Origin of the sequence: Actinomadura syzygii, assembly GCF_008085905.1 — a bacterium.
GTDB lineage: Bacteria > Actinomycetota > Actinomycetes > Streptosporangiales > Streptosporangiaceae > Spirillospora > Spirillospora syzygii.
The window spans coordinates 489470-514645 of record NZ_VSFF01000005.1; the positions used below are offsets into that span (position 1 = coordinate 489470).

Here is a 25176-nt window from a genome sequence, read left to right on the forward strand (position 1 = left end):
GTTGCGCACGTGGGCGAGTTGGACATTTCTTGTTCGGCTGCTCGGGCTGTGTCGCGGCGGGTTCGGGGGTTGGTGGAGAGGCGGCTTCTTGAATGGGGGCTTTCGAAGATCCTCGATGATGTTCTGCTGATCGTCGGGGAATTGGTCGCCAATGCGGTCGAGAGCACGCCCGGCGAAGAGATCCGGGTCCGGTTCAGGCGGGACGGGGCCTGCGTCGTTGTGGCGGTGTGGGATTCGTCGGGGCATCTGCCGGTGCTGCGGCCCGTCGTGGAGGTCGATGACGTGCGTCCCGACCCGTGCGCTTTGGAGCCGGGCCATGAAGAAGGCGGGCGCGGGCTCCAGATCGTGCGGGCGCTGGCGTCCGGCTACGGGGTCACGATGACGCGGCCGGTGGGGAAATGGGTCTGGGCGGAGATCTCGTGCTGACGCGCTGGCGCAGGCGGCGGGCCGTCCGGTATCTCGATGTGCTGGCGCTCGCGGTCAAGGCGCGCGGATGGCGATGCGTGAAGCTTTACGGGCGCGAATTCCCCAAGCCGATGCTGTGGGTCTACGCGAGTGGAGTCGCGGAGGACGTCGGGGTTGTCGTCGGGGTGTGCGCCGTGCCCGGTGGGTCTTGGGCCTATCACGATGTGAAGAAGGGGCGTTCCGGCTATCTGGTTCCGTGCGGGGACGCCAAGGCGGCGGCCGAGCAGATCGACCTGTTATTGAAGCACCGGATGTTCCCGTCCACCTGGTAGTGGAAGGGCGTCCGGGTGACGGCTTTCCAGCCCATCACCCGGACGATGAGGGTCAGCGGAGGGTGGCGGTGGTCAGCGGTTTGCCCAGGGCGCCGCCCTTGGCCCAGGTGTTGAAGGGGAGTTGCCAGAGGCCCCAGCCGTTCGTCCAGGCGAGGTTGCGTTTCGTGCCCGTAATGGTGACGAGGTCGCCTCGGTAGGACCAGTGGAAGAACCACTGGGCGTCGGCGGCGGGGGAGCGGGCGCAGCCGTGGCTACAGTTGCGGTTGCCCAGGCAGGACGGGTCGTCCATGTTCTGGTGGATGTACTCGCCGCTGTTGGAGATGCGGGTCGCCCACGGGACCTTCTCGTCGTACCAGCCCGGGTCGCCCTTCTTCTTGCCGGGCGGGCGCATCCGCTCCAGGCGGACGTGGTCCATCGTGAGGTGGATGCCGCTGGTGGTGAGCAGGTGGTCGACGCCGTCCGCCTGGACGTCGCCGCCGGTGCCGAGGCTGACGCCCCACGTCCGGATGACGCGGCCGTTCTTCCGCACGACGGCGCGGTGCGTCTTCGAGTTGATGTTGACGGTGTGCGAGTCGCCGATCCGGAAGCTCCGGGTGATGTCGCGGTCGCCGTAGACGTCGTCGCCGATCTTGAGCCCGGCGTAGTGGACGGTCACGCTGACCTTCTGCCGCGGCTTCCACGGGTGCTTCGGCCGGAAGACGATCGACGGGAGGCCGTTGAACGACTCCCCGGCGGACAGCCAGCGCCACGCGCCCTCGGTCGGGGTGGACGACGAGATCTCGATGCTGCGCTCGATCGCGGCCTTGGCCTTCTCCGGCACGGCTTTGTTGAACTGGACGAACACCGGCATCCCGGTGCCGACCGTCTCGTTCTCGCTCGGCACGACGTTGTTGACGCGGGTCGCGGCGGTGGCGCGGGAGGCGCGGAACGCGCTCGTCGCCGTCGTCGACTTGCCCTTCGTGGACGTCGCCGTCGCGGACACCTGGTAGCTCGCCCCGGGCCGCAGCGTCCACTGCGAGCGCCAGCGCGTCTTGTCGGGGGACAGGGCACCCGGCACTTCGGCGCCCTTCAACTTCACCGACACCTGGCCGAGCGTCCCGCCGGACGCGGTGACCGTGACGCCCTGGTCCGGACGGGCCTTGCCGTTGCCGTCCGCGGGGGTGATCGTCACTTTGGGGGAGCCGTCCTCGCCGCCCTTCGCGGTCGTCCCGCCGCCGCCGGTGTCCGAGCCTCCGCCGCATGCCGTCGCCAACCCCAGGACCAGGGCCAGCACCATGGCCTTACCTCGCACCGCTCTCCCTCATCAGCCCGCCGGTCCGCACACCGGCTACAAGATCGCTCACGGAACGGTCCGGGCGCCGCCCGGCCCACCGCGGAGGGCGGGACGGTCGGATCACGGCCTCCGATGCTTGTGACGTCCATGGTCCCGCGAAGGTTCACCGCTCGTGGCCGGTTCCAGGATCTTCCGCGCTTCATTGTGACAGGGCTTCCGCTTTGCCGTCGCGATGCGGGTTCGTTGGGATGTCAACGCAGGTCAGAAGCACTTTCGATCTTCTCTTCAAGAATGCGGCGGGGGCGGTTAAAAGCGGCGGGCCGGGGCGTGGCGCGCTGCGATCCTGATCCTGGCCGCCCGTGACGGCGCCGCACAGTCACCTTCCGGTGAGTTCTTGTCTGTGAGGGGACCACGATGAGAGCCCAGGGGTTGAGTACGTCCGTCGACCCGGATGCGGGCCTGGCGGACCTCGGCCAGGGCGCGGCCGTCCTCGCCCCCGTCGTCCCGTACCGCCGCGCCGTCGGCGGCGCGCGGATCCTCGCCGTCCTCGTCCCGGTGTGCCTCGCCGTGGCGGACGGCTGGGCCATGGCCGTCGCGGTCGCGGTCGCGCGGCCGGGCGGCGTCGTCCCCGGCACGGCGGGCGTCGCGGCCGTCGCGTGCAACGCGGCGGGCGGGCTCTACCGGACGCGCCGCAGCCCCTCCCTCTTCGCCGACGCGCCGCCGCTGCTCGCCCGGATCCTGCTCGTCGGCGGGTTCGCGGCGATCCTGCTGGACGGCGGGTACGGCGCCGCGCTGCTGATCACCGCGCTCGCCGGGACGACGTCGCTCGCCGCCCGCGCGTTCGCCAACGCCTCCGTCCGGACGTACCGGTGCCGCCGCACCCGGTCCCGCGCCGCGCTGATCGTCGGGACCGGCCGGACCGCCGCGCACCTCGCGTCCGTGCTGCGCGACCACGGCGAGCTCGGCCTCGCGGCGGTCGGGCAGCTCGCCACCGAGGCGCCCACGGGCCATCAGGAGGCGGCTCCCTCGGCGCCCGTGCTCGGCGAGCTGTCCGACCTGCCCGCGCTGGTCGAGGGGCACGGCGTCGACACACTGGTCGTGGTCGCCGAGGACCTGCGCGCCGAGCACCTGGCCGCCGTGCTGCGCGTGTCGTTCGGGCTGCCGTGCGAGACGCTCCTCGTCCGGCCGCCGTGGGACGTCGTCCCGGTGGCGGCGGCGCGGCGCGAGTACGTCGCCGGGCTGCCGTGCGCGCGGGTCACCTGGGGGCTCCGCGAACCCGCCGCGCGACGCGCGAAACGGCTGCTCGACATCGTCGTCGGCCTGGCGCTCCTCGTCCTCGCGCTGCCGGTGCTCGCCGCGTGCGCGGCCGCCGTGCGGCTGGAGGACGGGCCCGGCGTGCTGTTCCGGCAGCGCCGCGTCGGCCTCGGCGGGGAGGAGTTCGTCCTGCTGAAGTTCCGGACGTTGAAGCACGTCGAGGAGCGCGAGTCCGACACCCGCTGGACGGTCACCGGCGCCGACCGCACCGGCCGCGTCGGCCGCTTCCTGCGCGCCAGCTCCCTGGACGAGCTGCCGCAGCTGTGGAACGTCGTCCGGGGCGACATGAGCCTGGTCGGGCCGCGCCCGGAGCGCCCGCACTTCGTGGAGCAGTTCTCCCGCACCTGTCCGGGCTACGTGCTGCGGCACCGCGTCCCGGCGGGGATCACCGGCTGGGCGCAGGTCCACGGGTTCCGCGGGGACACCTCGATCGAGCTGCGCGCCCGCCTCGACAACCACTACATCGACCACTGGACGTTCGCCGGGGACCTGCGGATCCTGCTGCTCACCGTGCGCGCGCTGATCGTCCGGGACGCGGGATGAGCGCCGTCGCGTCGCTGCCCGTCCGGCTCCCGGCGCCGCCGCGGCGGCCGAGCTGGCTCGTCGCGGCGACCGTGGCGAGCGTCGGGATCCCGGCCGGGACGCGGACGGTCGGCTCCGGCGCCCAGGTCACCCCCGCCGACGTCGCCACCGCATGCCTGGTCGCGGTCGCCGCGTTCCTGCTGGTCACCGGGCGGGCGGAGCTGCCGCGCCGGGCGCTGCCCGCGTTCGGGCCGCTGGTCGCCGGGCTCGGGATCAGCACCGTGTGCTCGGCGGACACCGCGTCCAGCCTGCCGGGGTTCGTCCGGGACGCGCAGGTCTTCGTGCTCGTCCCGCTGGCCGTGGTCGTGCTCGTCCGGGACCGCCGCGACTTCGCGATCGTGTGCGGGTCGGTCCTCGGGCTCGGGCTCGCGGAGGCCGTGTTCGGGATCTGGCAGGCGCTCACCGAGCACGGCGCCGCCATGGACGGACGGAACATCCGCGCGGTCGGCACGTTCGGCGCGACCGACGTGATGGCCATGTCCGTCGTCGCCGGGATCGCGTTCCTCGTGCTGACCTCGCTCGGGCTGGCCGCGCCGGGACGCGGCGTCGCCGCCGTCCTCGGCGCGCTCGCCGGGCTCGGCGTCCTCGGCGCCGCGCTCGCCCTCGCGCTCAGCCGGGGCACCTGGGTCGCGCTCGGCGCCGCCGCCGTCCTGGTCCTCGTCGTGTTCGACCGGTGGACGGCCGTGAAGGTGCTGGCCTGCTGCGCGGCGCTGCTCGTCGTGACGGGCGCGGGCGCGGGCGGCGGCGCGCAGGCCGTCGTCGACCGGTCGCGCTCCCTCGCCGGGACGGTCGGCGCCCCCGACCGCTCCGTGGACGACCGCTACCACCTGTGGTCGGCCGCCCTGCGCATCTGGGAGGACCATCCCGGGACCGGCGTCGGCGTGAAGAACTTCCCCGCCTACCGCGACACGTACGCGGGGATCGAGCTGTCGTCGGGGAGCGAGACGTCCGACCCCGTCCACGGGTACGTGCGGCAGCCGCTGCTGTCGCCGCACAACGAGTACCTGCTGTTCCTGTCCGAGCAGGGCGTGTTCGGGTTCGCGGGGCTGTCGGCGCTCGGCGCCGTGCTCGCCGCCGGGCTGTGGGCGCGCCGCCGCGTCCGCGACCCGTTCTGGCTCGCGGGCGTCGCGCTGCTCGCGTTCCTGCTGGTCAACTTCCTGTACGCGGACCTCGGCGGGCCGACCTGCGCGCTCACCGCCGTCGTGATCGGGGTCGTCGCGTCGCGCTCCCTCGGGAACGTGCGCGACTTCGGGAAGGCGCGGGACCCCAAGAAGGTGCGGTCATGACGCGCGCGGGCTCGGTGGGACGGGCCGCCGCGCTGTCCGGCGCGCTGATCACCGCCGGGAACGGGCTCGGCTTCGTCCGCGACCTGACGATGGCGCACCTGTTCGGCGCGAGCGGCAGGACCGACGCCTTCCTCGTCGCCTGGACGATCCCCGAGACCGTCACGCCGCTGCTCATCGAGGACGCCATGGCGCTCCTCATGATCCCCGTCATGACCCGGCTCCTCGCGCGCGGGGAGGGCCCGCGCCCGCTCGTCGTCTCGACCCTGCCGCGGCTGGTCGCGGGCCTGTCCGCGGTGACGGTCACGCTGATCGTGGGCGCGCCCCTGGTGATGAGGCTCCTCGCCCCCGGCCTCACCGAGTACGGGCCCGGCATCCAGTGCGTGCGGCTCACGGCGGTCACCGTCGTCACGCTCGGCGTCGCCGGGTTCATGAGCGCCACGCTGCGCGCCCACCACCGGTTCGGGCCGCCCGCCGCGATCTACATCGTCAACAACATCGGCATCCTGCTGCTGATCGCCGCGCTGTCCGGGACGATCGGCGTGACGAGCGCGGCGGTGGGGATCGCGTTCGGGAGCGTCCTGATGGTGGCGGTGCAGGCGCCCGGGTTCGTCCGCTGCCTCCGCGCGCCCGACCGGCGGCCGCCCGGGGTCCCGCGTTCCGGCGATCTCGAAGTGCGGCTCGGGCTCGCGGCCGTCGCGCCGATCGTCGTGTACACGGTGACGCGGCAGGCGCAGGTGTTCGTCGAGCGGTTCCTCGGCTCCGAGCTGGCCGCCGGGTCGATCTCGCACCTGAACTACGCGCAGAAGGTCGCGCAGGTCCCGATGGTGATCTCGCTGCTGGTCGTGACGGTGACGTTCCCGAAGCTCGCCCGCGCCTCCGCGGAGGGGAACGTCGCCGAGGTCGCCCGCCGCATCCAGCGGGACCTCGCCATCGCGAGCGCGATGGTGCTCGTCGCGACCGCGTTCCTCGTCGCGTTCGCGCCGACCGTGACGCGGGCGCTGTTCGAGCACGGCGAGTTCACGGCGGCCGACACGCGGGGCACGGCGTCGATCATGCGCGTCTACGCGCTCGGCCTGTGGGGGCAGACGGCCGTCGGGCTCGCCGCGCGCGCGTTCTTCGCGGGACGGCGGCCGACCTGGCGGCCCGCCGCCGTGCTGCTGCTCGGCCTCGCGGCGACGGCGGCGATCGGGGCCGCGTTCGCCGCGTCCTTCGGGACGCTCGCACTCGCCGCCGGGAACGCCGCCGGGATCACGCTCGCCGCCGTCCTGCTGCTGGTCGGGCTGCGCGCGCGCGTCGCGCCGATCTCGCTGCGCCGGGTCGCCTCCGACGTGTCCCGGCTCGCGCTCGCCGCCGCCGGGGCCTGCGCGGCGGGGCTCGCCGTCGCCGCGACCGTCCCGGCCGGGATCGTCCAGCTCGCCGCCGGCGGGCTGGTGACCACCGCCGTGTTCGCCGTCCTGCTCGTCCTCGCGGGGCCCGGCCTCGTCGCCTCATGGATCGCCGTCAGGAACCGCACCGAATCGGGGGAGACCAGTGAGCCGTCCGACCGAACCGACCCGAGTCACCGAACCGACCCGGGCGACCGCGCCGGGGCGACCGGCGGAGCCGATCAGGCCGGTGCCGCTGGTGCTGATGTACCACTCGGTCGACCACTTCGATGAGGACCCGCACCTCGTCACCGTCTCGCCCGCGCGGTTCGCGCGGCAGATGGCGTGGCTGCGGGCGCGCGGCCTGCGCGGCGTCGGCATGGGCGAGCTGCTCGACGCGCACGCCGCCGGACGCGCCCGCGGCCTCGTCGGGCTGACCTTCGACGACGGCTACGCCGACTTCGTGACGCGGGCCGTCCCGGCGCTGCTGCGGTACGGGTTCGGCGCGACGGTGTTCGTCGTGTCCGGACGGATCGGCGCCTACAACGCCTGGGACGACGGCCCGCGCAAACCGCTGATGACCGCCGACCAGATCCGCACCGCCGCGGACGCGGGCATGGAGATCGCCTCGCACGGCCGCCACCACGTCTCCCTCCCCGGCGCGGACGACACCGAGCTGCGCGAGGAGCTGGAGGAGAGCCGGGCCGTCCTGGAGGACCTCGTCGAAGGCCCGGTCACCGGCTTCGCCTACCCGTACGGGCACGCGAGCGCCCGCGAGGTCGAGGCGGTCCGCGCCGCCGGGTACGACTACGCCTGCGACATCTCCCCGGACGAGCCGGGACGGCACGCGCTGCCCCGCGCCTACGTCGGCGACCGGGACGGGCCGGTGCGGCTGCGGGCCAAGATCGTCCGGCATGAGCTGCGCCGCCGGAGCCGCGTGTGACCCGAGTCCTGCACGTCATCACCGGGCTGGAGCACGGCGGCGCGGAACGCCAGCTCGCGCTGCTGCTGCGGCACCTGCCCGTGGACTGCGAGGTCGCGACCCTCACCCGGACCGGCACGCTCGGCGCCGAGATCCGCCGGACGGGCGTCCCCGTGCACGAGATCGGCATGCGCGGCAACCGGGACGTCGCCGCGCTGCCCCGGCTCGTCCGGCTGATCCGGCGGGGACGGTACGACGTCGTCCACACCCACCTGTACCGGGCGTGCGTGTACGGGCGCGTCGCCGCCCGCCTCGCCGGGACGTCCGCGATCATCGCGACCGAGCACTCCCTCGGCGACGAGCACATCGAGGGACGCGCCGTGACGCGCGGCGTCCGGGCGCTGTACCGGGCGACGGAGCGGCTCGGCTCGACGACGGTCGCGGTGTCGCCGACGGTCGCGGCGCGGCTGTGCGGCTGGGGCGTGCCGCCCGGCCGGATCACCGTGATCCCGAACGGGGTGGACGCCGCCGCGTTCGCGTTCCATCCGGGACGGCGCACCGCGACCCGGCGGCGGCTCGGCATCGGGCTGACCGAGCCGGTCGTGGGCGCGGTCGGACGGCTCGTCCCCACCAAGCGGTTCGACCTGCTGATCGAGGCGGTCGCGGCGCTGGACGGCGTCCGGCTGCTGCTCGTCGGCGCGGGCCCCGAGCGGGCCGCGCTGGAACGCCGGGCGCGCGACCTCGGCGCCGCCGGGCGGGTCGTCTTCGCCGGGGGCACCTCGGACGTCGCGGGCGCGCTCGCCGCGATGGACGTGTTCGCGGCGCCGTCCGTCCAGGAGACGTTCGGGCTCGGCGTGCTGGAGGCGCTCGCCGCCGGGCTGCCCGTCCGGTACACGACCTGCCCGGCGCTCGACGACCTCCCGCCCGGCGAGGCGCCCGCCGCCGCCCGCCGGCTGCCCCCGGACGCCGCGCGCTGGGCCGCCGAACTGGACCGCGAGGCCCGCACGCCCCGGGACCGTACGCGGGTGCCGCCCGCCGTCGCCCGCTACGACATCGCCGAGCAGGCCGCGCGGCTCGCCCGGCTCTACCTCCTCCCGGAGACCCCCGGCCGCGCGGGCGTTCCGAAACGAGAGGAGGCGCAGGATGCCGTCACATGACATCTACCGGAGGCGGGCGAGCCGGCGGCGGGGGAACAAGAGGCGGGGGCGCGCGGCGGTCCCCGTGCCCGGCGTCGGGCGCGCGCTGCTCGCGGCGGTGCTGCGGCGGTTCGGGCCGTCGCTCGCGTTCGTCGTCGCCGGGTTCCTCGGCGGGCTCGGGTACGTGCTGCTCGTCCCCGCCACCTACACCGCCAACGCCTACGTGCTGGTCGTGAACGACGCGCGGACGGACGGCCCGGCCGCGGTGAACTTCGCCCAGACGTTCGGACGGCTCGCGCCGCTGCCGGAGACCCTCGGGTACTCGGCGCTGCCGCTGCCGGCCGGGGCGGGCGGGGCGCCGCGGGACCACGTCCGGGCGTCCACCTCGCCGGACACGCCGCTGATCGAGCTGACCGGCAGCGCGCCGACGTCCCGCGCCGCCGCCGCGTTCGCCAACGCCGCCGCGGACGCGCTCGTCCGGTACGGGGCGGCGCACCGCGCCGAGACGGGCGTCCGCGTCGCGCCGATGAGCCGCGCGGTGCCGCCCGGCGCGCCCGCCTCGCCGAACCCGGTGCTCGGCGTCGGCGTCGGCACCGCGTCCGGCGTGCTGCTCGCCGGGCTGAGCGCCGCCGCGCTGAGCGGCCGCCGGCCGGCCCGGCGCCGGACCGTGCCCCGCGTCCTGATCGCGGGCCCGGCCGACGCGGAGCTGCGGTCATGACCAGGTCCGCCTGTTTCGCTTGCTTCGCCTGGGGGGCTCGTGGTTGAGGACGGGGACACGCCGGTTCGGGTGTTGCACGTCAGCCAGCCGAACGCGGGCGGCGTCGCCGTCTACATCGGGCAGGCGGTCCGCGAGCAGCGGGCGCGCGGCTGGGAGGTCGCCGTCGCCTGCCCGCCCGGCGGGGACCTGCCCGCGCGCTGCGCCGCCGCCGGCGTGCCCTGGTTCAGCTGGAAGGCCGGACGCGCCCCCGGGCCGCGCGTCCTGCTGGAGTCGCTCAGCCTCCGCCGCCTGGTGAAGGGCTTCGAGCCGGACGTCGTCCACCTGCACTCGGCCAAGGCGGGACTCGCCGGACGGCTGCCCGGCCGCCCGCGGGGCACCCCGACGATCTTCCAGCCGCACGGCTGGTCATGGCTCGCCGCGACCGGCGCGCAGGACGCGCTCAGCCGGTGGTGGGAGCGGCTCGCCGCGCGGTGGAGCGACGCGCTCGTGTGCGTCGGCCTCGGGGAGTTGCGCGACGGTGTGCGGGCGGGGGTGCGCGGGCCGTACCGAATCGTCCGCAACGGCGTGGACCGGCGGCTGTTCCGGCCCGCCGACGCCGCCGCCCGGCTGGTCGCGCGGACCCGGCTCGGGCTGCCCGCCGCCGTGCCGCTCGCCGTCTGCGTCGGCCGCCTCACCCGGCAGAAGGGGCAGGACGTCCTCGTCGCGGCGTGGCCCGCCGTCCTCGCGCGGTGCCCGACCGCGCGGCTCGCCATCGTCGGGGACGGCGCGGACCTCGACCTGCTGCGCCGCGCGCCGACCGCGGGCGGCGTGCTGTTCGCCCCGGCCTCGCGGGAGCCCGCCGACTGGCTGTCCGCGTCGGACGTCGTCGTGCTGCCGTCCCGGTGGGAGGGGCTGTCGCTGATCGCGCTGGAGGCCCTCGCGGTCGGGCGGTCGCTCGTCGGGTCGGACGTGCCCGGCATCGCGGAGGTCGTCCGTCCGGGGGTGGGGGCGCTGGTGCCGGCGGACGATCCGGCCGCGCTCGCGGCGGCGGTCGCGCACCGGCTGCTGCGCCCGGCGGTCGCCGAGCGGGAGGGCCGGGCGGCGGCCGCCGCCTCCGCCGGCTACGACCTCGGCCGGACGCTGGCGCTGCTCGCCTCGGTCACCCGCGAGGTCGCCGCCCTCCGCGACCACCGGTGCTCCGGCGGCCGATGTCCGGACGACCGCTGTTTCGACGACCGGTGTTTCGACGAGCGGTGCTTGGACGACCGCTTCTTCGACGGCGTCGCCTTGGACTGCGACTTGCTGGACTGCGACTTGCTGGCCGCGGACGCCCCGGACGCGGACGCCGCGGACGGGGGCGCCTTGGGGACCGGGGCGGCGGCCGGTCCGGTGCCGAACAGCTCGCGGTAGGCGGCCGTCGAGGCCGGGTTGCGGCGGCACGCCCACACGCCGTGCGGGCAGTAGTCGCTGATCGACTGATAGGCGACATCATGCGACATGATCCAGCTATGCATCCCGCGGACGAAAGCGGGATTGTCGTTGTTGCGGAAGAGCCCCCATTCGGGGAACGAGATGGGCTTGCGGTGTGCGGCGGCGAAATCGGCCTGTGCGCGCAGCCCGTACGGCTCGTTGACGAAATCCGTGAACGTGCCCCCGGTGGGCTGGTCGTAGGTGTCGGTGCCGATGATGTCGACGACGTCGTCGCCCGGATAGCAGTTCGTCCACGGGATGACGTCGCGGCCCCTGGCGGGCGCGAAATCGAAACGGAAACGCGCGCCGCGCACACCGCGCATGACCGTCACGATGCGCCGCCAATAGGCGCGCCACGCGGCCGGGTCGGGCTCGCAGCGGCCCGCGTACTGCTGCCCGTTCATCTCCCAGCCGAGGACGATGACCGAGTCGCCGGCGCGGTAGGCGGCGAGGCGCTGCGCGAGCGTCCGGTAATGGACGTCGAAGGCGCCCGCCGCGCCGCGCCGCAGCAGCGAGGCCAGCACCGGGACGGGCGCGCGGGTCTCGTTCGGGGCCATCATCGGGACGTTCACCACCAGCATCCGCCGCGGGTCGGCGGCCTTCCACCGGGCCCACGGCGCGAGCACCTGCTCCGGCCCCTCGATGTACCGCCAGTCGTTCCCGGGCAGATACGTGCGGCCGACCGTCACCGGCGCCCCGAGCCATTGCCGGAACTGCTCGACCCGCGCGACGCCCTCCGCGCCGGAACCGAGGAACGCGCCCAGCGGAACGTTTTTCGGCGATTCCACCGCCACCCGGTCACGACCCTTTTCGGCGGCCGCCCCCGGCGGCGCTCCGCAAAGCGCGAACACCAGCGCCGCCGCGGTCAGAATGGGCAGGGGTGAACGGTGCGAAAAGGGCATTTCACGGCGCCGTCCGAAAGGCCGCCCTGGTGCGTGGATATCGGCTGCTGCCATGCGTATAGTGTGCCATTGGACGTTCGTCGGCGAACTAATCGGCCGCTCACTTACAGGTCAAATTTTACGAATTTGGGAAGGTCGCCTTGGGTAATGGTCCGCTGGACCGGGTCCGCTGAGCGCATGGTCGCCGACACGCGGGTCCCGGCGGCGCCGCGGCTCGACCCCGGCCTGCCCGTCCTGCTGCTGCGCACCGACCCGAACGTCTTCCACCACGGGACGCTCGGCGTCATCCGCAGCCTCGGACGCGCCGGGGTGCCCGTGCACGCGATCCTGGAGGGGCGCGGCAACCCGTCGTCCCGGTCCCGCTACCTGCGCGGCGGCGAGCCGTGGGCGCCGCCCGCCGCGCGCCCGGCCGCGCTGCTCGGCCACCTGCGCACGATCGCCGCGCGGATCGGCGGTCGGCCGCTGCTCGTCCCGATGGACGACGCCGGGGCGATCTTCGTGGCCGAGCACGCGGACGCGCTGGCCCGCCGCTTCGCCTTCCCCGTCCAGGACCCGGACGTCCCGCGCCGCGTCGCCGACAAGTCGCTGCTGCTGGAGGCGTGCGCGGCGCACGGCCTGCGCTGCCCGCCGAGCCGCACGCCCGCGTCCGCCCGCGACGTGGACGCCGCCGTCCGCGACCTCGGGCTGCCGCTGATCGTCAAGTTCGCGCGGCCGTGGCGGCTCGGGCCCGGCCTGCGCAGCACCACGCTCGTCCACGCGCGGGACGAGGCGCACCGGCTGTTCGCCGCGTCCCGCGACGGCGGCCCCGGCGGCGGCGCGGGCCCGCTGGTCCTCCAGCGGCGCATCCCGCCCGGCGGCGGCGACTGGTTCTTCCAGGGCTACTTCGACGACGACCTCGGCTGCCTCTTCGGCGGGACGGGCCGCAAGCACCTCGCCCTCCCGGCCCACGCGGGCCACACCGTGCACGGCGAATGGGTCGCGAACCCCGAGCTGGAGCGGCTCGCGGTGCGGATCGTCCGGCTGCTCGGCTGCCGCGGCCTCGTCGACCTCGACTTCCGCCTCGACCCCGGCGACGGCGGCTACCACCTGCTCGACTTCAACCCGCGGATCGGGGCCCAGTTCCGGTTGTTCGCCGACCGGAACGGGCTCGACCTCGTCCGCGCCCTCCACCTCGACCAGTCGGGTCGGCGCGTCCCGGACGCGCGCCCGGCTTTCGGCCGGAACCTGCTCGTGGAGAACCACTTTCTGCGACGGTCCGCCGGACGGCCCCTGCTGCGCGCGGCGACCCTCCGCCCGTTGCGCGAGGCCGACGAGTTCGCCTGGTTCGCCGGGGACGACCTGCCGCCCTTCCTCGCCATGGGAGGGCGCAGCGTGCTCCGCGCGGCCCGGCGGCTCCGCACCAGGTGACACCGCGAACACAACGGGGGGAACGAACATGATCGACTCGGTTGGCGACGTCGTGATCGCCGGCGCCGGGCCCTACGGCCTGTCGGCGGCGGCCCACCTGCAGAACCTCGGGCTCGACGTGCGGATCATCGGGCAGCCGATGCGGTTCTGGGCGGAGAACATGCCGGAGGGCATGCATCTCAAGTCCGAGCCGTTCGCGTCCAGCCTGGGCGCGCCGCACTCGGGCATGCGCTTCACCGACCGCCATCCGGACTGGCGGCTCGGGCACCCGATCCCCCTCGACACCTTCGTGGCCTACGGGCGCTGGTTCGCCTCCGTCGCGATCCCCGGCACCGAGGACGCGCAGGTCGTGAACGTCGAGCGCGGCGGCCCCGGCGGGTACGTCGTGACGCTGTCCACGGGCGAGACGATCGCGACCCGCGCGGTCGTCGTCGCCGTCGGGGTCGGGCCGTTCGCGCACATACCGGACGAGCTGGCGGGCCTGCCGTCCTGGCTCGTCTCGCACAGCAGCCGGCACCGCGACCTCGGCCTGTTCGCCGGGAAGGAGGTCGCGGTGATCGGCGCCGGGCAGTCCGCGCTGGAGACGGCGGTGCTGCTCGCGGACGCGGGCGCGTACCCGCACGTCCTCACCCGGCGGCGCGAGCTCGACTGGAACACGGTGCCGGAGGAGCACCGGTCCCCGCGGGCGCGGCTGCTCGGCGGCCCCCGCTCCGGGCTCGGCACCGGCTACCGGACGTGGCTGTGGGCGGAGCGGCCCGGGCTCGTCCGGTACCTGCCGGAACGGTCCCGGCAGAAGATCGTCCGGGAGACGCTGCCGCCCGCGGGCGCGTGGTGGCTGCGCGACCAACTGGACGACCGCGTCCGCGTCTCGACCGGCCGCTACCTCGCGAAGGTCGCCGAGGACAACGGCGGCGTCGCGCTCACCACCATCGACCGAACCGGCGCCCGGACCGTCACTGAGGCCGAGCACGTCATCGCCGCCACCGGATTCGTCCCGGACGTCGACCGGCTCGACCTGCTGTCGCCGGAGCTGCGCGCCGAGGTGACGACCCGGTTCCGGGCGCCGGTGCTCAGCCGCGACTTCGAGTCGTCGGTGCCGGGGCTGTACTTCGCGGGCCTCGCGGCCGCGCCCACGTTCGGGCCGGTGATGCGGTTCGTGCACGGGTCCGGGTTCGCGGCGCGGCGGATCTCGCACCACATCGTCCGGCGGACGCCGCCGATGCGGGCGCCCGCGGGCGGTGCCGTCGTGGCGCCGGACACGTCCCTGGAGACGGACGCCTCCACCAGGTGAAGGATCTTCCTCCGGCGGGCGGTGCTTCGCGGCGCCGCCCGCCGGGTGCTCCGGCGCGCTAGCGCCAGGGCGGTCGGGCGCGGCGTTTCGCGCGCTCGGCGCCCGCGGTGGCGGCGGCCCAGCGCCAGCGCGCGTAGAGCGTCCAGGCGGTGGTGCGGGCGCGCCCGGAACGGGGCGTCTGAACTGGGGGGACGCTCGGCAGCACGAGCACCTGGAGCTCGCTGCGGCGGACGAACCTGCGGGCCTCGCGGCGGGGCGCGGCACGGCGCCGCGGCGGGCGCAGACGCATGATCGCGGACGCGGGGTCGGGCATCGCGGGCTCCTCGGGCGGGGCAGCAGGCGCCGCAGGTCGAGCACCGAATGTATCGCACTCGATACCGTCCGCCATCCTTCCTCTGAACCCGGCGTGAACAGCGGGTGCGCGAGTGGTGCGCGGGGGTGGCGGGGAAGCGTCGGGCGCGGCCGGAGCCCACGTTCCATGGCGAAATCCTCGAATTGCTGTAAAGCGGTCATCATGCCGCCGGAAAACCGGGTTCCGCCAAAGCGAAATTAATGCGGAGGTAAATGATCCCGCGACATGCCGGGCGGCCGAACAATGGCTCCTTGATCGTGCGTGGGGCGGTGCTACCTTCGTGCCGCTGACTCGGTACCGCCAGCGGAAAAGGCGGCAGAAAAGGAGAGAAACGGACGTGGAACCGGCACCGATCCAACGCGGGGCGAACCGCCCCGAGGGTCGGCTTCCGCATGCCCTCGGCACCGTTCTCGTCCGGCTCGCCGCCATTGCGGGCCTCGCCTTCGCGGGCTGGATGGCCCTGGCCGCGCTGAACGGCTCGTCCGCCTCCGCGACCGAGCACCGCCCGAACACCGGACGCCAGCACGACCCCGACGACACCCCGCTCGGACACCTACGGGCCCCCGCACTCCGCACCCCCGCACTGGGGACACCCGGAGTACGGACCCTCGGACTCCGAACGCCCGCACTCGGGACACCCGCGCTCCACGCATCCGGAGTCCGGACACCCGGAGTCGAGACGCCCGGAGCCGGGACGCCCAGGCTCCACGCATCCGGAGTTCGGACACCCGCGCTCCACGCGCCGGGTGTGCGGACGCCCAGGCTTCAAGCATCCGCGCTTCGGCCGCCCGCGGTTCGGGCCGCCGGGGTTCGCGCACCCGCCCTTCGCGGGTCCGCGGTTCGGACGCCCGCACACCGAGCGCCTGCGGTTCGGGCGCACGGTGTTCGCGCGCCCGCTCTTCGGACGCCCGTGGTGCGGGCGTTCGCGCAGGGTGGGGCACTCGGCGGGCTCGGGAGTCCGGGCCGGGGGCTGCGAGGGGCCGTGGCGGACGGGGCGCCCGCCGTGCCGAGGAACGTCCAGGAGATCGGGGCGCACCCGATCGAGTACCTCCTGGCGTGGGGGCGCGACGCTTTCGACGCCAAGGACCGCGCCGTCCGCCACCTGCGCAGGCTGGTCGCGGCGGCGGGCCTCCCCGAGCTGGGAATCCTGGACGTCCGGCACGCGCCGATCGTGAACGGCCTCGCCGCCGGGGTCGCGAACCCGCACCCCGTCCTGGACGGGCGGCTCCTGCCCCCCGCCCACGAGCGGACGAACGGCGGCGACGACACGATCGACGCCGACGCCGTGACGCACGAGCACGCCGAGCGCGCGCGGGCCGGTGACACCGCCGCGCGGGCCGCGCACGGCGCCGCGACCGGAGCGCGGTCCGGCGCGCGGCCGGACCGCCGCGCGGGCGGCTGCGCGCGCCACCACGACTGCGGCGGCGGCGGGCACGCGCCCGTCCCGGCGCCCGGCCCCGAGGACCCGGGCAACGCCCCGTCCGGCGGCCACCCGCTCATCCCGGTCGCCGACCTGCGCAGCGCCCGATACCCGGCCGCGCCGCCCGCCGTCGACCCGAGCACGTTCCACCGCACGGCGCTGACCGACGTGTCCGCGCCGGGCGGTCCCTCCGTCGTCCCTGACTAGCACCCCTTCTCGCGGACGTTCCGCGCCCGTTCGGCCGCCCATGCCCGGCCGCGCCGCGCCCGCGCGTCCCCGGCCCTCCGTCCCAGTCCCTCCGTCCCGATCCAACGATCTTTCCTCGACGCGACGGCCGTGTCCGGCCGGCGCGGCTGCGCCCACCCGACGGGGTCCACCCGAACGGTCGCCGCGCAGCGATCACCACAGATTCACCGAAATCGCGCGACAAGACAGGAGCAACAATGCGCATGAGGACAAGCAACATCGGCCGCGCCGCACTCGTGGCCGCGGGCGCCGTCGCGGTCGGAGCCGCGTTCGGCTCCGGGCTGCCCGCGACGGCGGACACGACGTCCGGCGACTTCAGCGTCGCGGGCGGCAACCAGGTGCACGCCCCGATCTCCGTCCCCGTCGACGCCAGCGGGAACGCCGTCGGCGCGGTCGGCGCGGCCCAGGGCCAGTCGAAGGGCGGCGCCCACGTCTCCAACGCCCGGCACGGCGGCGGGGGCGGCGGCGGCCTGAAGACGTCCGGCAACTTCAGCGTGCTGGGCGGCAACCAGGTCGTGATCCCGATCAGCATCCCGATCGACGTCTGCGGCAACGCGGTCGCGATCATCGGGCTGGCGAAGGCGCACTGCAAGGGCGGGGCGAGCGTCACGTCCGGCAAGAAGAAGCACCACCGCGGCTGGCGGGAGGCGTCCGGCTACCGGACGGCCACCGGCGCCGACGACGCCGCCCGCTGGGGCGGCGGCAAGGGCGGCGGCAAGGGCCTGCAGACGTCCGGCAATTTCAGCGTGCTGGGCGGCAACCAGGTGTACGCGCCGATCAGCGTCCCGGTAAACGTGTGCGGCAACGCCGTCGCGGTCATCGCGCTGGCGCAGGCGAAGTGCAAGGGCGGCGCGTCCGTCCAGCGCCGGGCCGGCGACCCGAAGATGAAGACGTCGGGCAACTTCAGCGTGCTGGGCGGCAACCAGGTGTACGCGCCGATCAGCATTCCGGTGAACGTGTGCGGCAACGCCGTCGCGGTCATCGGCCTGGCGCTGGCGCAGTGCAAGGGCGGCGCGAGCGTCGGCGAGAAGCCCGGCAAGAAGCCGAAGCACCACCACAAGCCGCACAAGCCGAAGCCGTGGAAGCCGTCCAAGCACCGTCCCGCGGCCAAGCACAAGAAGCTGCCCTCGAACCTGCGCGGCGGGGCCGAGATGGAGAAGGGCAGGGCCGAGATGGAGCGGGGCAAGTCGATGCTCCAGCGCAGCAAGGCGAGCCTCGGGTCCGGCGACGACCGCGCGGCGACCATCGTGCCGTCGGCGAGCAACGCCCGGCCCGCGACCAACGCGCGGATGGCCACCACGCGGACCGCGACCCGTCCGCGGTCGGCCGACCAGCTCAGCGGGGTGCAGCGGTTCGTGAACTCGCTGAAGCGGGCCGTCCGGCTCCCGGGCGTGGACGTCAAGCCCGGCGAACTCGGCCCGAAGCTGCCCTCGAAGAACGCCGTGCCGGTGGAGCTCGGCACCCCGGTGACGCGCTGACCGGGAGACAGACCGGCGGCGGATGACGATCCGCCGCCGGTGCGACAGCGGAGAGGGGGCGGCAGACGTGCCGCCCCCTTCGCTTCGCGCCCTTCCCTTCGCGGGCGGACCCTGCCGACCCCCTGATCGATGGAGATGAAGCATGCTTGACCGGAAGTCCCTGCTCGCGGCGGGTGCCGCCGTGTGCTGCAGCGTGTCCCTGATGGCCGTCCCGCAGGCGCGGGCCGTATCCGCAACCGCGGCGAGGCCGGTCGCGGCGGGGCGTGCCGCGCAGCCGAAGCGGGGAGCGCTGATCGGGAAGATCTGGATCCCGCGGATGGGCCTCAAGACGGGCGTCTGGGAGGGCGTCAGCCAGCGGGTGCTGCAGCTCGGTCCCGGGCACTACCCCTGGACGGGCCTGCCCGGACGTGACGGCAACACCGTCCTGCTCGGCCACCGGACGACCTGGCGCCACCCGTTCAACCGGCTCGACCTGATGCGCGGCGGCGACCGGATCGTCCTGCGGTACGGCCGCACGACCTACACCTACCGGGCGCGGCTGAAGCGCGTCATCGACCCGATGGACCGGCGGGCGCTGGAGCCGGTGCCGTTCAAGGCGCGCAGCGCCCCGCGCGGCCAATGGATCACGCTGATCACCTGCACCCCGAAGGGGTCGGACCGGCACCGCCTCGTCGTCGTCGGCAAGCTCTACCGCACCTCGCCCAAGCGCTGACCCGCCATGTCGGGAAATGGACGCTGAGCGGCGGCGACGAGGGCGGCGGCGCTCAGCGTTCGCCGTACAGGGAGAGCAGCCCCTCGTAGTCGCCCCGTCCGAGCGTGGACATGGAGTCGTCGCAGGAACCGGTCGAGGGCGTCATCGTCAGCCTGGAGTGGTCCGGGCCGTCGACGTGGGCGAGGCCGAAAACGTGGCCCGACTCGTGCGTCACGACCGACTCGACCGAGTAGCTTCCGGGGGCGCAGAGCCCGCCCGTCCACCAGCGCTTGCCCTGTTCCTGGAGCGCCATGTCCGTCTCGACGGTGGACGGCCCGCTGTACCAGATGCACGTCGCCGCGAGGACGTCGCTTTCAGCGCCCCTCATGGACCGCCAGCCGAACGTGTTCACCCCGTCCCGGACGCCGCAGGTGGCGTCGGCGGTGATGTTCGGCCCGCTGGACGACTCCCCGGCATACCGCTGGCGGACGTCCGGCGGCGGCGCGAACCGGCGTCCGGCTGTGCAGTCGGTGTTCGCGCCCGCCATGTTGGCGACGCCCCGCGCGACGGCGTCCCGGCGCCGGCCGTTCGTCCCCGGGCGGTAGCGCCATTCGACGGTCGTCCCCTTCGGCCACCGGGCGGGCTCGGTGCGGTAGGTGGTGTCCTGGCACGGGTCGAGCGGGGCGCGGGACGCGCGGGGCCTGCCCTCCGGCACCCGTCCGCCCCGGCTGATGATCGTGATCTCGCGGGCCCGGTCGTCGACGGCGACGCGCAGCTCGGTGCCGCCGCCGGTGCGCAGCGAGTGCGCGATGAGCGAGGTCCCGTCGGCGGGGACGACGGCGGTGAGCCCGTTCGCGCCGCGGACCGTCCGGCCGCGCAGGTCGCAGTCGGCGATGCGGACCCGCTGCGGCATCGCGCGGGCGTTGAGCGTCCCGCCGGGCCTGCACCAGGCGGGCGCGCGGCCCGCCCCGGCGGCGGGCGCGGCGGCGGTCACCGAACCGGCGAGGGCGGCGGCGGCCGGCAGGGCCACCGCCAGGGCCGCGCGTGAGAGTGCGTGCATAGCAGTTCTCCGATGTGTGGGAACGTCCCTTCGGACTCTTCCGTCGCGCCGGGGAAAGGGAAACCGCCGCCGACTAAAATGATCACCATCTTGGGAATGGCGGGATTCGCATAAATGCGGCACCGGGAATGTGTCGCGGCGAATCGCCGCGCGGTCGCCCGGTGGACGCGCTGTAAGTCCTTGGCAAATCGTTCTCCATAATCTGGTAAACACGTTTATCTCCGGCAGGTCAGGAAAAGCAGGGAGTAATCCGGCAACTCGGGATCAACACGGCTACCGACCAGCGGGCGCCGCCTCCCCACCCCCCGCAGTCCGGCAGCGTTACGGAAGCAGAGGTGTTCAACGTGCAGACGCAGACACAGGTGCGGGAACTGATGGGCATGGGCGTGACCGACACCAACGGGACGAAGGTCGGCACGATCAAGCAGGTGTACCTGAACGACGACTCCGGTTCGCCGGAGTGGGTCACCGTGCACACCGGATGGTTCGGGATGCGGGAGAGCTTCGTACCGTTGTCCGGGTCGCGCAAGGCGAAGGACATGCTGCAGGTCCCCTACGACAAGGAGACCATCAAGGGCGCCCCGAACGTCGACGCGGACGAGCACCTTTCGCACGCCCAGATCGTCGACCTCTACCGGCACTACGGCGTCCGCCCGCCGGGCGGCGCGCGGTCCGGCGAGGCGGAGGGCGGCGGCACGGGGGAGCGGACCGGGGAGCGCCGGACGGCCGAGTCCGAGGGCCGGACGTCCCAGGGCCTCGCGCCCGAGGGCAAGGTGTCCGAGGGCCGCAAGTCCGAGGGCGCGGGCGGTACGGGGACGGGCACCGAGCGGACGTCCGGGACGGACGAGTTCGCCGGGACGCGCGGCTCCCCGCGGCCGGGCGCCGCCGGGATGGCCGTCCACCCCGAGCGGGACCGGGGCGGCCGGGGGATGCCCGCGCAGTCGCCGCGCACGGGCGCGGAGACCGACACCCCGATGACCGAGATCACCCGCTCGGAGGAGCGGCTGCGCGTCGGCACCGAGCGCCACGAGTCGGGGCACGTGCACGTCCGCAAGTGGATCGAGACCGAGACGGTCGAGCGGACCGTCCCCGTCTCGCACGACGAGCTGAAGGTCGACCGGGAGCCGATCAGGGACGGCAGGCCCGCCCCCGAGGTGTCCATCACCTCGGACGACCTGGACTTCATCCTCTACGAGGAGCGTCCGGTGATCGCGAAGGAGACGGTGCCGGTCGAGCGCGTCCGGCTGCACACCGAGCAGGTGCAGGACGAGCAGACGGTCCGCGGCGAGCTGCGCCGCGAGCGCATCGAGGTCACCCGCGACGACGCCTTCCCCGACCGGGAGCCCGGCCGGGACCGAGGCCCGGAGGGCGGGCGCGGCGGTCCGAACCGCTGATCCCGTCCGATCCAGGGCACCAGCGCCATCCTGGATGACGGAGCGCCCGGCCGGTCGTACTCACCCGCCGGCCCGCCGGGCGCCCGTCCTATTCGTCCCGCATGCGCGCGGCCCGGGCGGGGGAGGTTCCAAGTCGAGCGTGCTCGGAACCGCCGCCCAGGAGGGACGACTTGCGAGACCCCCGCACACGTGCCGTCGCCACCCGGACCCGGATCGGGCGATCGCTGGTCGCGCTGGCGGCCGTCGCCGTGCTCCCGCCGGTGGCCGCGGCGCGTCCCGCGTCGGCCGACCCGGCTCCGTACCTGGACGCGCGCCTGCCGGTGCCGAAGCGGGTTCAGGACCTCCTCGGCCGCATGACCCTGGAGGAGAAGGGCGGCCAGATGGCGCAGGCCGAGCGCTCCGCCGTCGACGGCGACCGCGACCGGATCACGACGCTCGGCCTCGGCTCGCTGCTGTCCGGCGGCGGGTCCGTGCCCGCCGAGAACACGGCGAAGGGCTGGGCGGACATGGTGGACGCCTACCAGTCCAAGGCCCTCGCGACCCGCCTCAAGATCCCGCTGCTCTACGGGGTGGACTCGGTGCACGGCCACAACAACCTGGTCGGCGCGACCGTCTTCCCGCACAATCTCGCGATGGGCGCCACCCGGAACCCCGACCTCGTCCGCCGGGAGGAGCGGATCACGGCGATCGAGACGAGGGCGACCGGGCCGCAGTGGGTGTTCGCGCCGTGCGTGTGCGTCGTCCGCGACCTGCGCTGGGGACGCGCCTACGAGAGCTTCGGCGAGGACCCGCGGCTCGTCGTCGACATGGAGACCAGAATCGAGGGCTTCCAAGGACGCAACAGGCGCGACATGGCGGGGCCGGAGCGCGTCCTCGCCACGGCGAAGCACTTCGCGGGTGACGGGGACACGAAGTTCGGGTCGTCCAGGACCGGGACGTACACGGTCGACCAAGGCGTCACGGTCACCGACCGCCGCACGTTCGACCGGATCGACCTGGCCCCGTACGTGACGGCGGTACGGAAATACCGGGTCGGCAGCATCATGCCGTCGTTCTCCAGCGTCGACTGGACGGAGGACGGCGTCGGCAACCCGGTGAAGATGAGCGCGCACAGGGAGCTGCTGACCGACGTCCTCAAGGGAAGGATCGGGTTCGACGGTTTCCTCATCAGCGACTGGGAGGCCGTCCACCAGCTCCCCGGCGACTACGCCACCCAGGTCCGGACGGCCGTCAACGCCGGCATGGACATGTTCATGGAGCCGTTCAGCGCCCCCCGGTTCGTGGAGGCGCTGCTGGGCGAGGTCAAGGCCGGACGGGTCGCCACGTCCCGCATCGACGACGCGGTCGCGCGCATTCTCACGGCGAAGTTCGAGCTGGGCCTGTTCGAGCACCCCTACACCGACCGCCGCCTCGCCGGGACGATCGGCTCGCCCGAGCACCGCGCGGTCGCCCGCCGGGCCGTCGCCGAGTCGCAGGTGCTGCTGAAGAACTCCGCGAACGCGCTGCCGCTGAAACGCAACGTGCGAATCTACGTCGCGGGCGTCAACGCCGACGACGTCGGCAACCAGGCGGGCGGCTGGACGGTCAGCTGGCAGGGGTCGTCCGGCCCGATCATTCCCGGCACGACGATCCTGGACGGCATCAGGCAGCACTCGTCCGACGTCACCTACAGCGCGGACGCGTCGGCGCCCACGTCCGGCAGTGACGCAGGCGTCGTCGTGGTCGGCGAGAAGCCGTACGCGGAGGGCGTCGGCGACGTCGGCAACGGCCACACCCTGAACCTGTCGGACGCGGACAAGGCGAACATCGACACGGTCTGCGGCGCGATCGGGACGTGCGTCGTGCTGGACGTGGCGGGACGTCCGCAGATCGTCACCGACCGGCTCGCGAAGGCCGACGCGTTCGTCATGTCCTGGCTGCCGGGCAGCGAGGGCGCGGGCGTCGCGGACGTCCTGTTCGGCGATCGCCCGTTCACCGGCCGCCTGCCGGTGTCGTGGCCGCGCACCGAGGCCCAAGAGCCGATCAACGTCGGCGACCGGGACTACCGCCCCCTCTTCCGCTACGGCTACGGCCTGACGACCGACCCCCGCCGCTGACCCCGCCGAAGCCAGCCGAGGACCGGTCGTCACCGACCCGGGGCCGCCGACCGGGCCGAAGCCCGTCGGCGGTCGCTGGTCACCGGACAGAACCACCGACCGAGCCGAAGTCGTCCGGGTTCGGTTGTCACCGGCCGGTGCCATCATGGGACGCATGGGCGACGAGGGGTCGGTGCGGGTCGATCTGTGGATCTGGTCCGTCCGCCTGCTGAAGACCCGCTCGATGGCGACGACCGCGTGCCGCGCGGGCCATGTGCGGGTGAACGACGAGCGCGCGAAGCCGTCCACGACGGTGAAGCCGGGCGACGAGGTCAGGCTCCGGCACGGCGGGCGCGAGCGGATCGTCGTCGTGCAGAAGATCGTCCGGAAGCGGGTCGGCGCGCCCGTCGCGCAGGAATGCCTGATCGACAAGAGCCCGCCCCCGCCGCCGCCGGAGGCGCTCGTCCCGGTCGGCCGCCGGGACCGCGGCGCGGGCCGTCCCACCAAGCGCGACCGGCGCGAGCTGGAACGCATCCTCGACCGGTACCGCACCCTGAACGAGCCCGCCCCGCCGGGCGACGACGACCTTTAGGAGGCCGGCCGCGCACTCGCCGGGTAGCGGCGTTCGGACTCCAGCGCGGACGCCACGTCGCGCGGGTAGTCGCGCCGCGCCCGCGTCAGCAGCAGGCCGTTCGCGAGCAGCGGCAGCAGGGCCAGCAGGAACACGCGGTTCAGGCCGACCGCCGTCCCGCCGCCGGTGTCGAGCAGGCCGGACGCCCAGCCGAACAGGACCGGCGCGATCGCCTCGGCGGTCATCCTGGCGATCGTCCGGATGCTCTCCGCGCGCCCCCACAGCCGGAAGTGGACGACGTCCAGCCGCACCGCGTCGAGCGGCGGGTTCGCGGCGGCGAGCGCGGCCGCGGCCAGCGTGAACAGCGGCAGCGCGACCAGCGCGTCGCGGGTGAACAGGGCGGGCAGGAACAGCGCCGCCGACGCCGTGAACGCGACGCCGGGGACGGTCACCCGCGCGGTGACCCGGCCGCGCCGCACGAGCCGGTCCGCGAGCCGCCCGCCGACGAGCACGCCGCCCATCGCCGCCGCGCCGATCACCGGGAGGAACGCCGACAGCTCGCCCCGCCCGATCCCGTACCGCTCCTGGACGAACACCAGCGCGAACGTCCGGAGCCCGGCGAAGAAGAAGTACCCGAACGCGGACGCGACGATGATGATCACGTTCGTCCGGATCCGGAGGACGTGCACGGCGGCCTGGGCGAGCGTCATCCGCGCCGGGTCGACGCGCAGGACGTTCTCCGGCCGCGGCCGGACACGCCGCCGCGCCACCTGCCTCTGCGCGGGCTCCGCCGCTGGCCCGCGCCCGCCCCCGCCGCCCTGCGCGCCGCGCGCCGGCTCCGTCAGCCCCCACCACAGCGCCGCCGCCAGGGCGAGCCCGAGCAGCGCGACGAACCAGAACGAGACCCGCCAGCTCACCAGGGCGGCGATGTTGCCGCCGACGAGCAGCCCGAACCCGACCCCGACCAGCTCGCCCGCGAGGACGCGCCCGTACATCCCGGCCCGCTCCGCGGTCGGGAAGAAGTCGCCGATCAGCGACGCCACCGTCGGACCGGCGGTGGCGGTGACCGCGCCGAGCGCGATCCTGGAGCACAGCAGCCACTCGAACGAGGTGGCCACCCCGCCGACGATCATCGCGAGGCTCCACAGCAGCACGCTCCCGGCGAGCAGCGGCACCCGCGGCACCCGGTCCGTCAGGTACCCGACCGGGAGCGTCGCGACCGCGCCGACCGCCGCCGGAGCCGCGGTGAGCACCCCCACCTTCGTGTTGCCGATGTGCAGCGAGTGCCGCAGTTCGTGGACGATCGCGCCGATCACCCCGGTGTCGGCCGCGTTGAGCGCGAGCACGCAGGCGAGGAGCACGACGACGCGGGACCGGCCGTCCCCGCCGGACCGGCCGGTCAGCGCACGCCGCCAGGGCCTCGGGGCTCGCGCCGACGTCACCGATCACTTCTGCCCACCCCCTGACCAGGTATGTCACCGCCCGGGGGCACCCGTCAGCCCGGTCGG

21 protein-coding genes and 1 pseudogene are annotated in these 25176 nt (G+C 74.3%); 17 read left to right on the top strand and 5 right to left on the bottom strand.

Features of this window, described 5'->3' with window-relative positions; translation table 11 throughout:
* Window positions 1–9 precede the first annotated feature (9 nt).
* Together FXF65_RS14900 and FXF65_RS14905 are read left to right on the top strand one after the other, a co-directional pair.
* Window positions 10–426 carry an ATP-binding protein gene (locus tag FXF65_RS14900; protein ID WP_187412297.1) on the top strand — a complete coding sequence of 139 codons (417 nt, stop codon included), beginning with the start codon at window positions 10–12 and terminating at the stop codon, window positions 424–426.
* On the top strand, window positions 420–737 hold the full coding sequence (locus FXF65_RS14905; protein ID WP_148350492.1) for a glycosyltransferase family 4 protein: 318 nt from the start codon (window positions 420–422) through the stop codon (window positions 735–737). Before FXF65_RS14900 ends, FXF65_RS14905 begins: the two co-directional genes overlap by 7 nt.
* 52 nt (window positions 738–789) lie before the next feature.
* Here FXF65_RS14905 and FXF65_RS14910 read toward each other — a convergent pair whose 3' ends face one another.
* On the bottom strand, window positions 790–2028 hold the full coding sequence (locus FXF65_RS14910) for a L,D-transpeptidase (RefSeq protein ID WP_246198642.1): 1239 nt from the start codon (window positions 2026–2028) through the stop codon (window positions 790–792).
* Between the two features lie 396 nt (window positions 2029–2424).
* Between FXF65_RS14910 and FXF65_RS14915 the strand changes: the two genes are divergently transcribed.
* The 7 genes from FXF65_RS14915 to FXF65_RS14945 are packed head-to-tail and all read left to right on the top strand — an operon-like array spanning window position 2425 to window position 10721.
* The gene (locus FXF65_RS14915; protein WP_148350493.1) at window positions 2425–3867 is read left to right on the top strand and encodes an exopolysaccharide biosynthesis polyprenyl glycosylphosphotransferase; all 1443 of its coding nucleotides are present in this window, start codon (window positions 2425–2427) and stop codon (window positions 3865–3867) included.
* The gene (locus FXF65_RS14920) at window positions 3864–5192 is read left to right on the top strand and encodes an O-antigen ligase family protein (RefSeq protein ID WP_148350494.1); all 1329 of its coding nucleotides are present in this window, start codon (window positions 3864–3866) and stop codon (window positions 5190–5192) included. Before FXF65_RS14915 ends, FXF65_RS14920 begins: the two co-directional genes overlap by 4 nt.
* A complete protein-coding gene (locus FXF65_RS14925; protein ID WP_148350495.1) occupies window positions 5189–6850 on the top strand; it encodes a lipid II flippase MurJ in 1662 nt (553 codons plus the stop codon). The genes FXF65_RS14920 and FXF65_RS14925 overlap by 4 nt, the downstream gene beginning before the upstream one ends.
* Entirely contained in the window at window positions 6807–7499 is a 693-nt protein-coding gene (locus FXF65_RS14930; RefSeq protein WP_246198643.1) for a polysaccharide deacetylase family protein, read from the top strand. Before FXF65_RS14925 ends, FXF65_RS14930 begins: the two co-directional genes overlap by 44 nt.
* Window positions 7496–8635, top strand: coding sequence for a glycosyltransferase (locus tag FXF65_RS14935; protein WP_148350496.1), 1140 nt, complete (start codon window positions 7496–7498; stop codon window positions 8633–8635). Before FXF65_RS14930 ends, FXF65_RS14935 begins: the two co-directional genes overlap by 4 nt.
* The gene (locus FXF65_RS14940; protein WP_148350497.1) at window positions 8622–9332 is read left to right on the top strand and encodes a YveK family protein; all 711 of its coding nucleotides are present in this window, start codon (window positions 8622–8624) and stop codon (window positions 9330–9332) included. The genes FXF65_RS14935 and FXF65_RS14940 overlap by 14 nt, the downstream gene beginning before the upstream one ends.
* A 39-nt stretch (window positions 9333–9371) precedes the next feature.
* On the top strand, window positions 9372–10721 hold the full coding sequence (locus FXF65_RS14945; protein ID WP_148350498.1) for a glycosyltransferase family 4 protein: 1350 nt from the start codon (window positions 9372–9374) through the stop codon (window positions 10719–10721).
* Window positions 10722–11002: 281 nt separating this feature from the next.
* Here FXF65_RS14945 and FXF65_RS46115 read toward each other — a convergent pair.
* Window positions 11003–11737, bottom strand: a pseudogene (locus FXF65_RS46115) (glycoside hydrolase family 26 protein); the annotation flags it as partial.
* Window positions 11738–11860: 123 nt separating this feature from the next.
* Here FXF65_RS46115 and FXF65_RS14955 point away from each other — a divergent pair.
* Window positions 11861–13090, top strand: coding sequence for a carboxylate--amine ligase (locus FXF65_RS14955; protein WP_148350500.1), 1230 nt, complete (start codon window positions 11861–11863; stop codon window positions 13088–13090).
* A 28-nt stretch (window positions 13091–13118) separates the two neighbouring features.
* A complete protein-coding gene (locus FXF65_RS14960; RefSeq protein ID WP_148350501.1) occupies window positions 13119–14381 on the top strand; it encodes an NAD(P)-binding domain-containing protein in 1263 nt (420 codons plus the stop codon).
* A gap of 58 nt (window positions 14382–14439) precedes the next feature.
* On the opposite strand, the gene FXF65_RS14965 is transcribed toward FXF65_RS14960, so the two are convergent.
* Window positions 14440–14694: a hypothetical protein gene (locus tag FXF65_RS14965; protein WP_148350502.1), complete on the bottom strand. Its 255-nt coding sequence runs from the start codon at window positions 14692–14694 to the stop codon at window positions 14440–14442.
* Window positions 14695–15715: 1021 nt separating this feature from the next.
* On the opposite strand from FXF65_RS14965, the gene FXF65_RS14970 reads away from it, so the two are divergent.
* From FXF65_RS14970 to FXF65_RS14980, 3 genes are all read left to right on the top strand, one after another.
* Entirely contained in the window at window positions 15716–16360 is a 645-nt protein-coding gene (locus FXF65_RS14970) for a hypothetical protein (protein ID WP_148350503.1), read from the top strand.
* 242 nt (window positions 16361–16602) lie between these two features.
* Entirely contained in the window at window positions 16603–17877 is a 1275-nt protein-coding gene (locus tag FXF65_RS14975) for a chaplin (protein ID WP_148350504.1), read from the top strand.
* Between the two features lie 142 nt (window positions 17878–18019).
* Complete coding sequence (locus FXF65_RS14980) at window positions 18020–18589, top strand: class E sortase (RefSeq protein ID WP_148350505.1); 570 nt, start codon at window positions 18020–18022, stop codon at window positions 18587–18589.
* Window positions 18590–18641: 52 nt separating this feature from the next.
* On the opposite strand, the gene FXF65_RS14985 is transcribed toward FXF65_RS14980, so the two are convergent.
* Entirely contained in the window at window positions 18642–19628 is a 987-nt protein-coding gene (locus FXF65_RS14985) for a matrixin family metalloprotease (RefSeq protein WP_148350506.1), read from the bottom strand.
* Window positions 19629–19972: 344 nt separating this feature from the next.
* Between FXF65_RS14985 and FXF65_RS14990 the strand changes: the two genes are divergently transcribed.
* The 3 genes from FXF65_RS14990 to FXF65_RS15000 all read left to right on the top strand — a co-directional run bounded on the left by FXF65_RS14990 (window position 19973) and on the right by FXF65_RS15000 (window position 23689).
* Window positions 19973–21022, top strand: a complete 1050-nt coding sequence (locus tag FXF65_RS14990) for a PRC and DUF2382 domain-containing protein (protein ID WP_148350507.1) — start codon at window positions 19973–19975, stop codon at window positions 21020–21022.
* Between the two features lie 170 nt (window positions 21023–21192).
* The gene (locus FXF65_RS14995; protein WP_246198644.1) at window positions 21193–23118 is read left to right on the top strand and encodes a glycoside hydrolase family 3 protein; all 1926 of its coding nucleotides are present in this window, start codon (window positions 21193–21195) and stop codon (window positions 23116–23118) included.
* A 154-nt stretch (window positions 23119–23272) separates the two neighbouring features.
* On the top strand, window positions 23273–23689 hold the full coding sequence (locus FXF65_RS15000; protein WP_148350509.1) for an RNA-binding S4 domain-containing protein: 417 nt from the start codon (window positions 23273–23275) through the stop codon (window positions 23687–23689).
* Here FXF65_RS15000 and FXF65_RS15005 read toward each other — a convergent pair.
* Window positions 23686–25110, bottom strand: coding sequence for an MFS transporter (locus tag FXF65_RS15005; protein ID WP_148350510.1), 1425 nt, complete (start codon window positions 25108–25110; stop codon window positions 23686–23688). The two genes, FXF65_RS15000 and FXF65_RS15005, sit on opposite strands and share 4 nt — an antisense overlap.
* Window positions 25111–25176: the final 66 nt, after the last annotated feature.

What these genes read in the sequence shown, in the direction of transcription:
- FXF65_RS14915 (WP_148350493.1), top strand. Translation starts at nt 2,425, where the DNA reads ATGAGAGCCCAGGGGTTGAGTACGTCCGTCGACCCGGATGCGGGCCTG.
- FXF65_RS14920 (WP_148350494.1), top strand. Translation starts at nt 3,864, where the DNA reads ATGAGCGCCGTCGCGTCGCTGCCCGTCCGGCTCCCGGCGCCGCCGCGG.
- FXF65_RS14925 (WP_148350495.1), top strand. Translation starts at nt 5,189, where the DNA reads ATGACGCGCGCGGGCTCGGTGGGACGGGCCGCCGCGCTGTCCGGCGCG.
- FXF65_RS14940 (WP_148350497.1), top strand. Translation starts at nt 8,622, where the DNA reads ATGCCGTCACATGACATCTACCGGAGGCGGGCGAGCCGGCGGCGGGGG.
- FXF65_RS14955 (WP_148350500.1), top strand. Translation starts at nt 11,861, where the DNA reads ATGGTCGCCGACACGCGGGTCCCGGCGGCGCCGCGGCTCGACCCCGGC.
- FXF65_RS14960 (WP_148350501.1), top strand. Translation starts at nt 13,119, where the DNA reads ATGATCGACTCGGTTGGCGACGTCGTGATCGCCGGCGCCGGGCCCTAC.
- FXF65_RS14965 (WP_148350502.1), bottom strand. Translation starts at nt 14,694, where the DNA reads ATGCCCGACCCCGCGTCCGCGATCATGCGTCTGCGCCCGCCGCGGCGC.
- FXF65_RS14975 (WP_148350504.1), top strand. Translation starts at nt 16,603, where the DNA reads ATGAGGACAAGCAACATCGGCCGCGCCGCACTCGTGGCCGCGGGCGCC.
- FXF65_RS14980 (WP_148350505.1), top strand. Translation starts at nt 18,020, where the DNA reads ATGCTTGACCGGAAGTCCCTGCTCGCGGCGGGTGCCGCCGTGTGCTGC.
- FXF65_RS14985 (WP_148350506.1), bottom strand. Translation starts at nt 19,628, where the DNA reads ATGCACGCACTCTCACGCGCGGCCCTGGCGGTGGCCCTGCCGGCCGCC.
- FXF65_RS15000 (WP_148350509.1), top strand. Translation starts at nt 23,273, where the DNA reads ATGGGCGACGAGGGGTCGGTGCGGGTCGATCTGTGGATCTGGTCCGTC.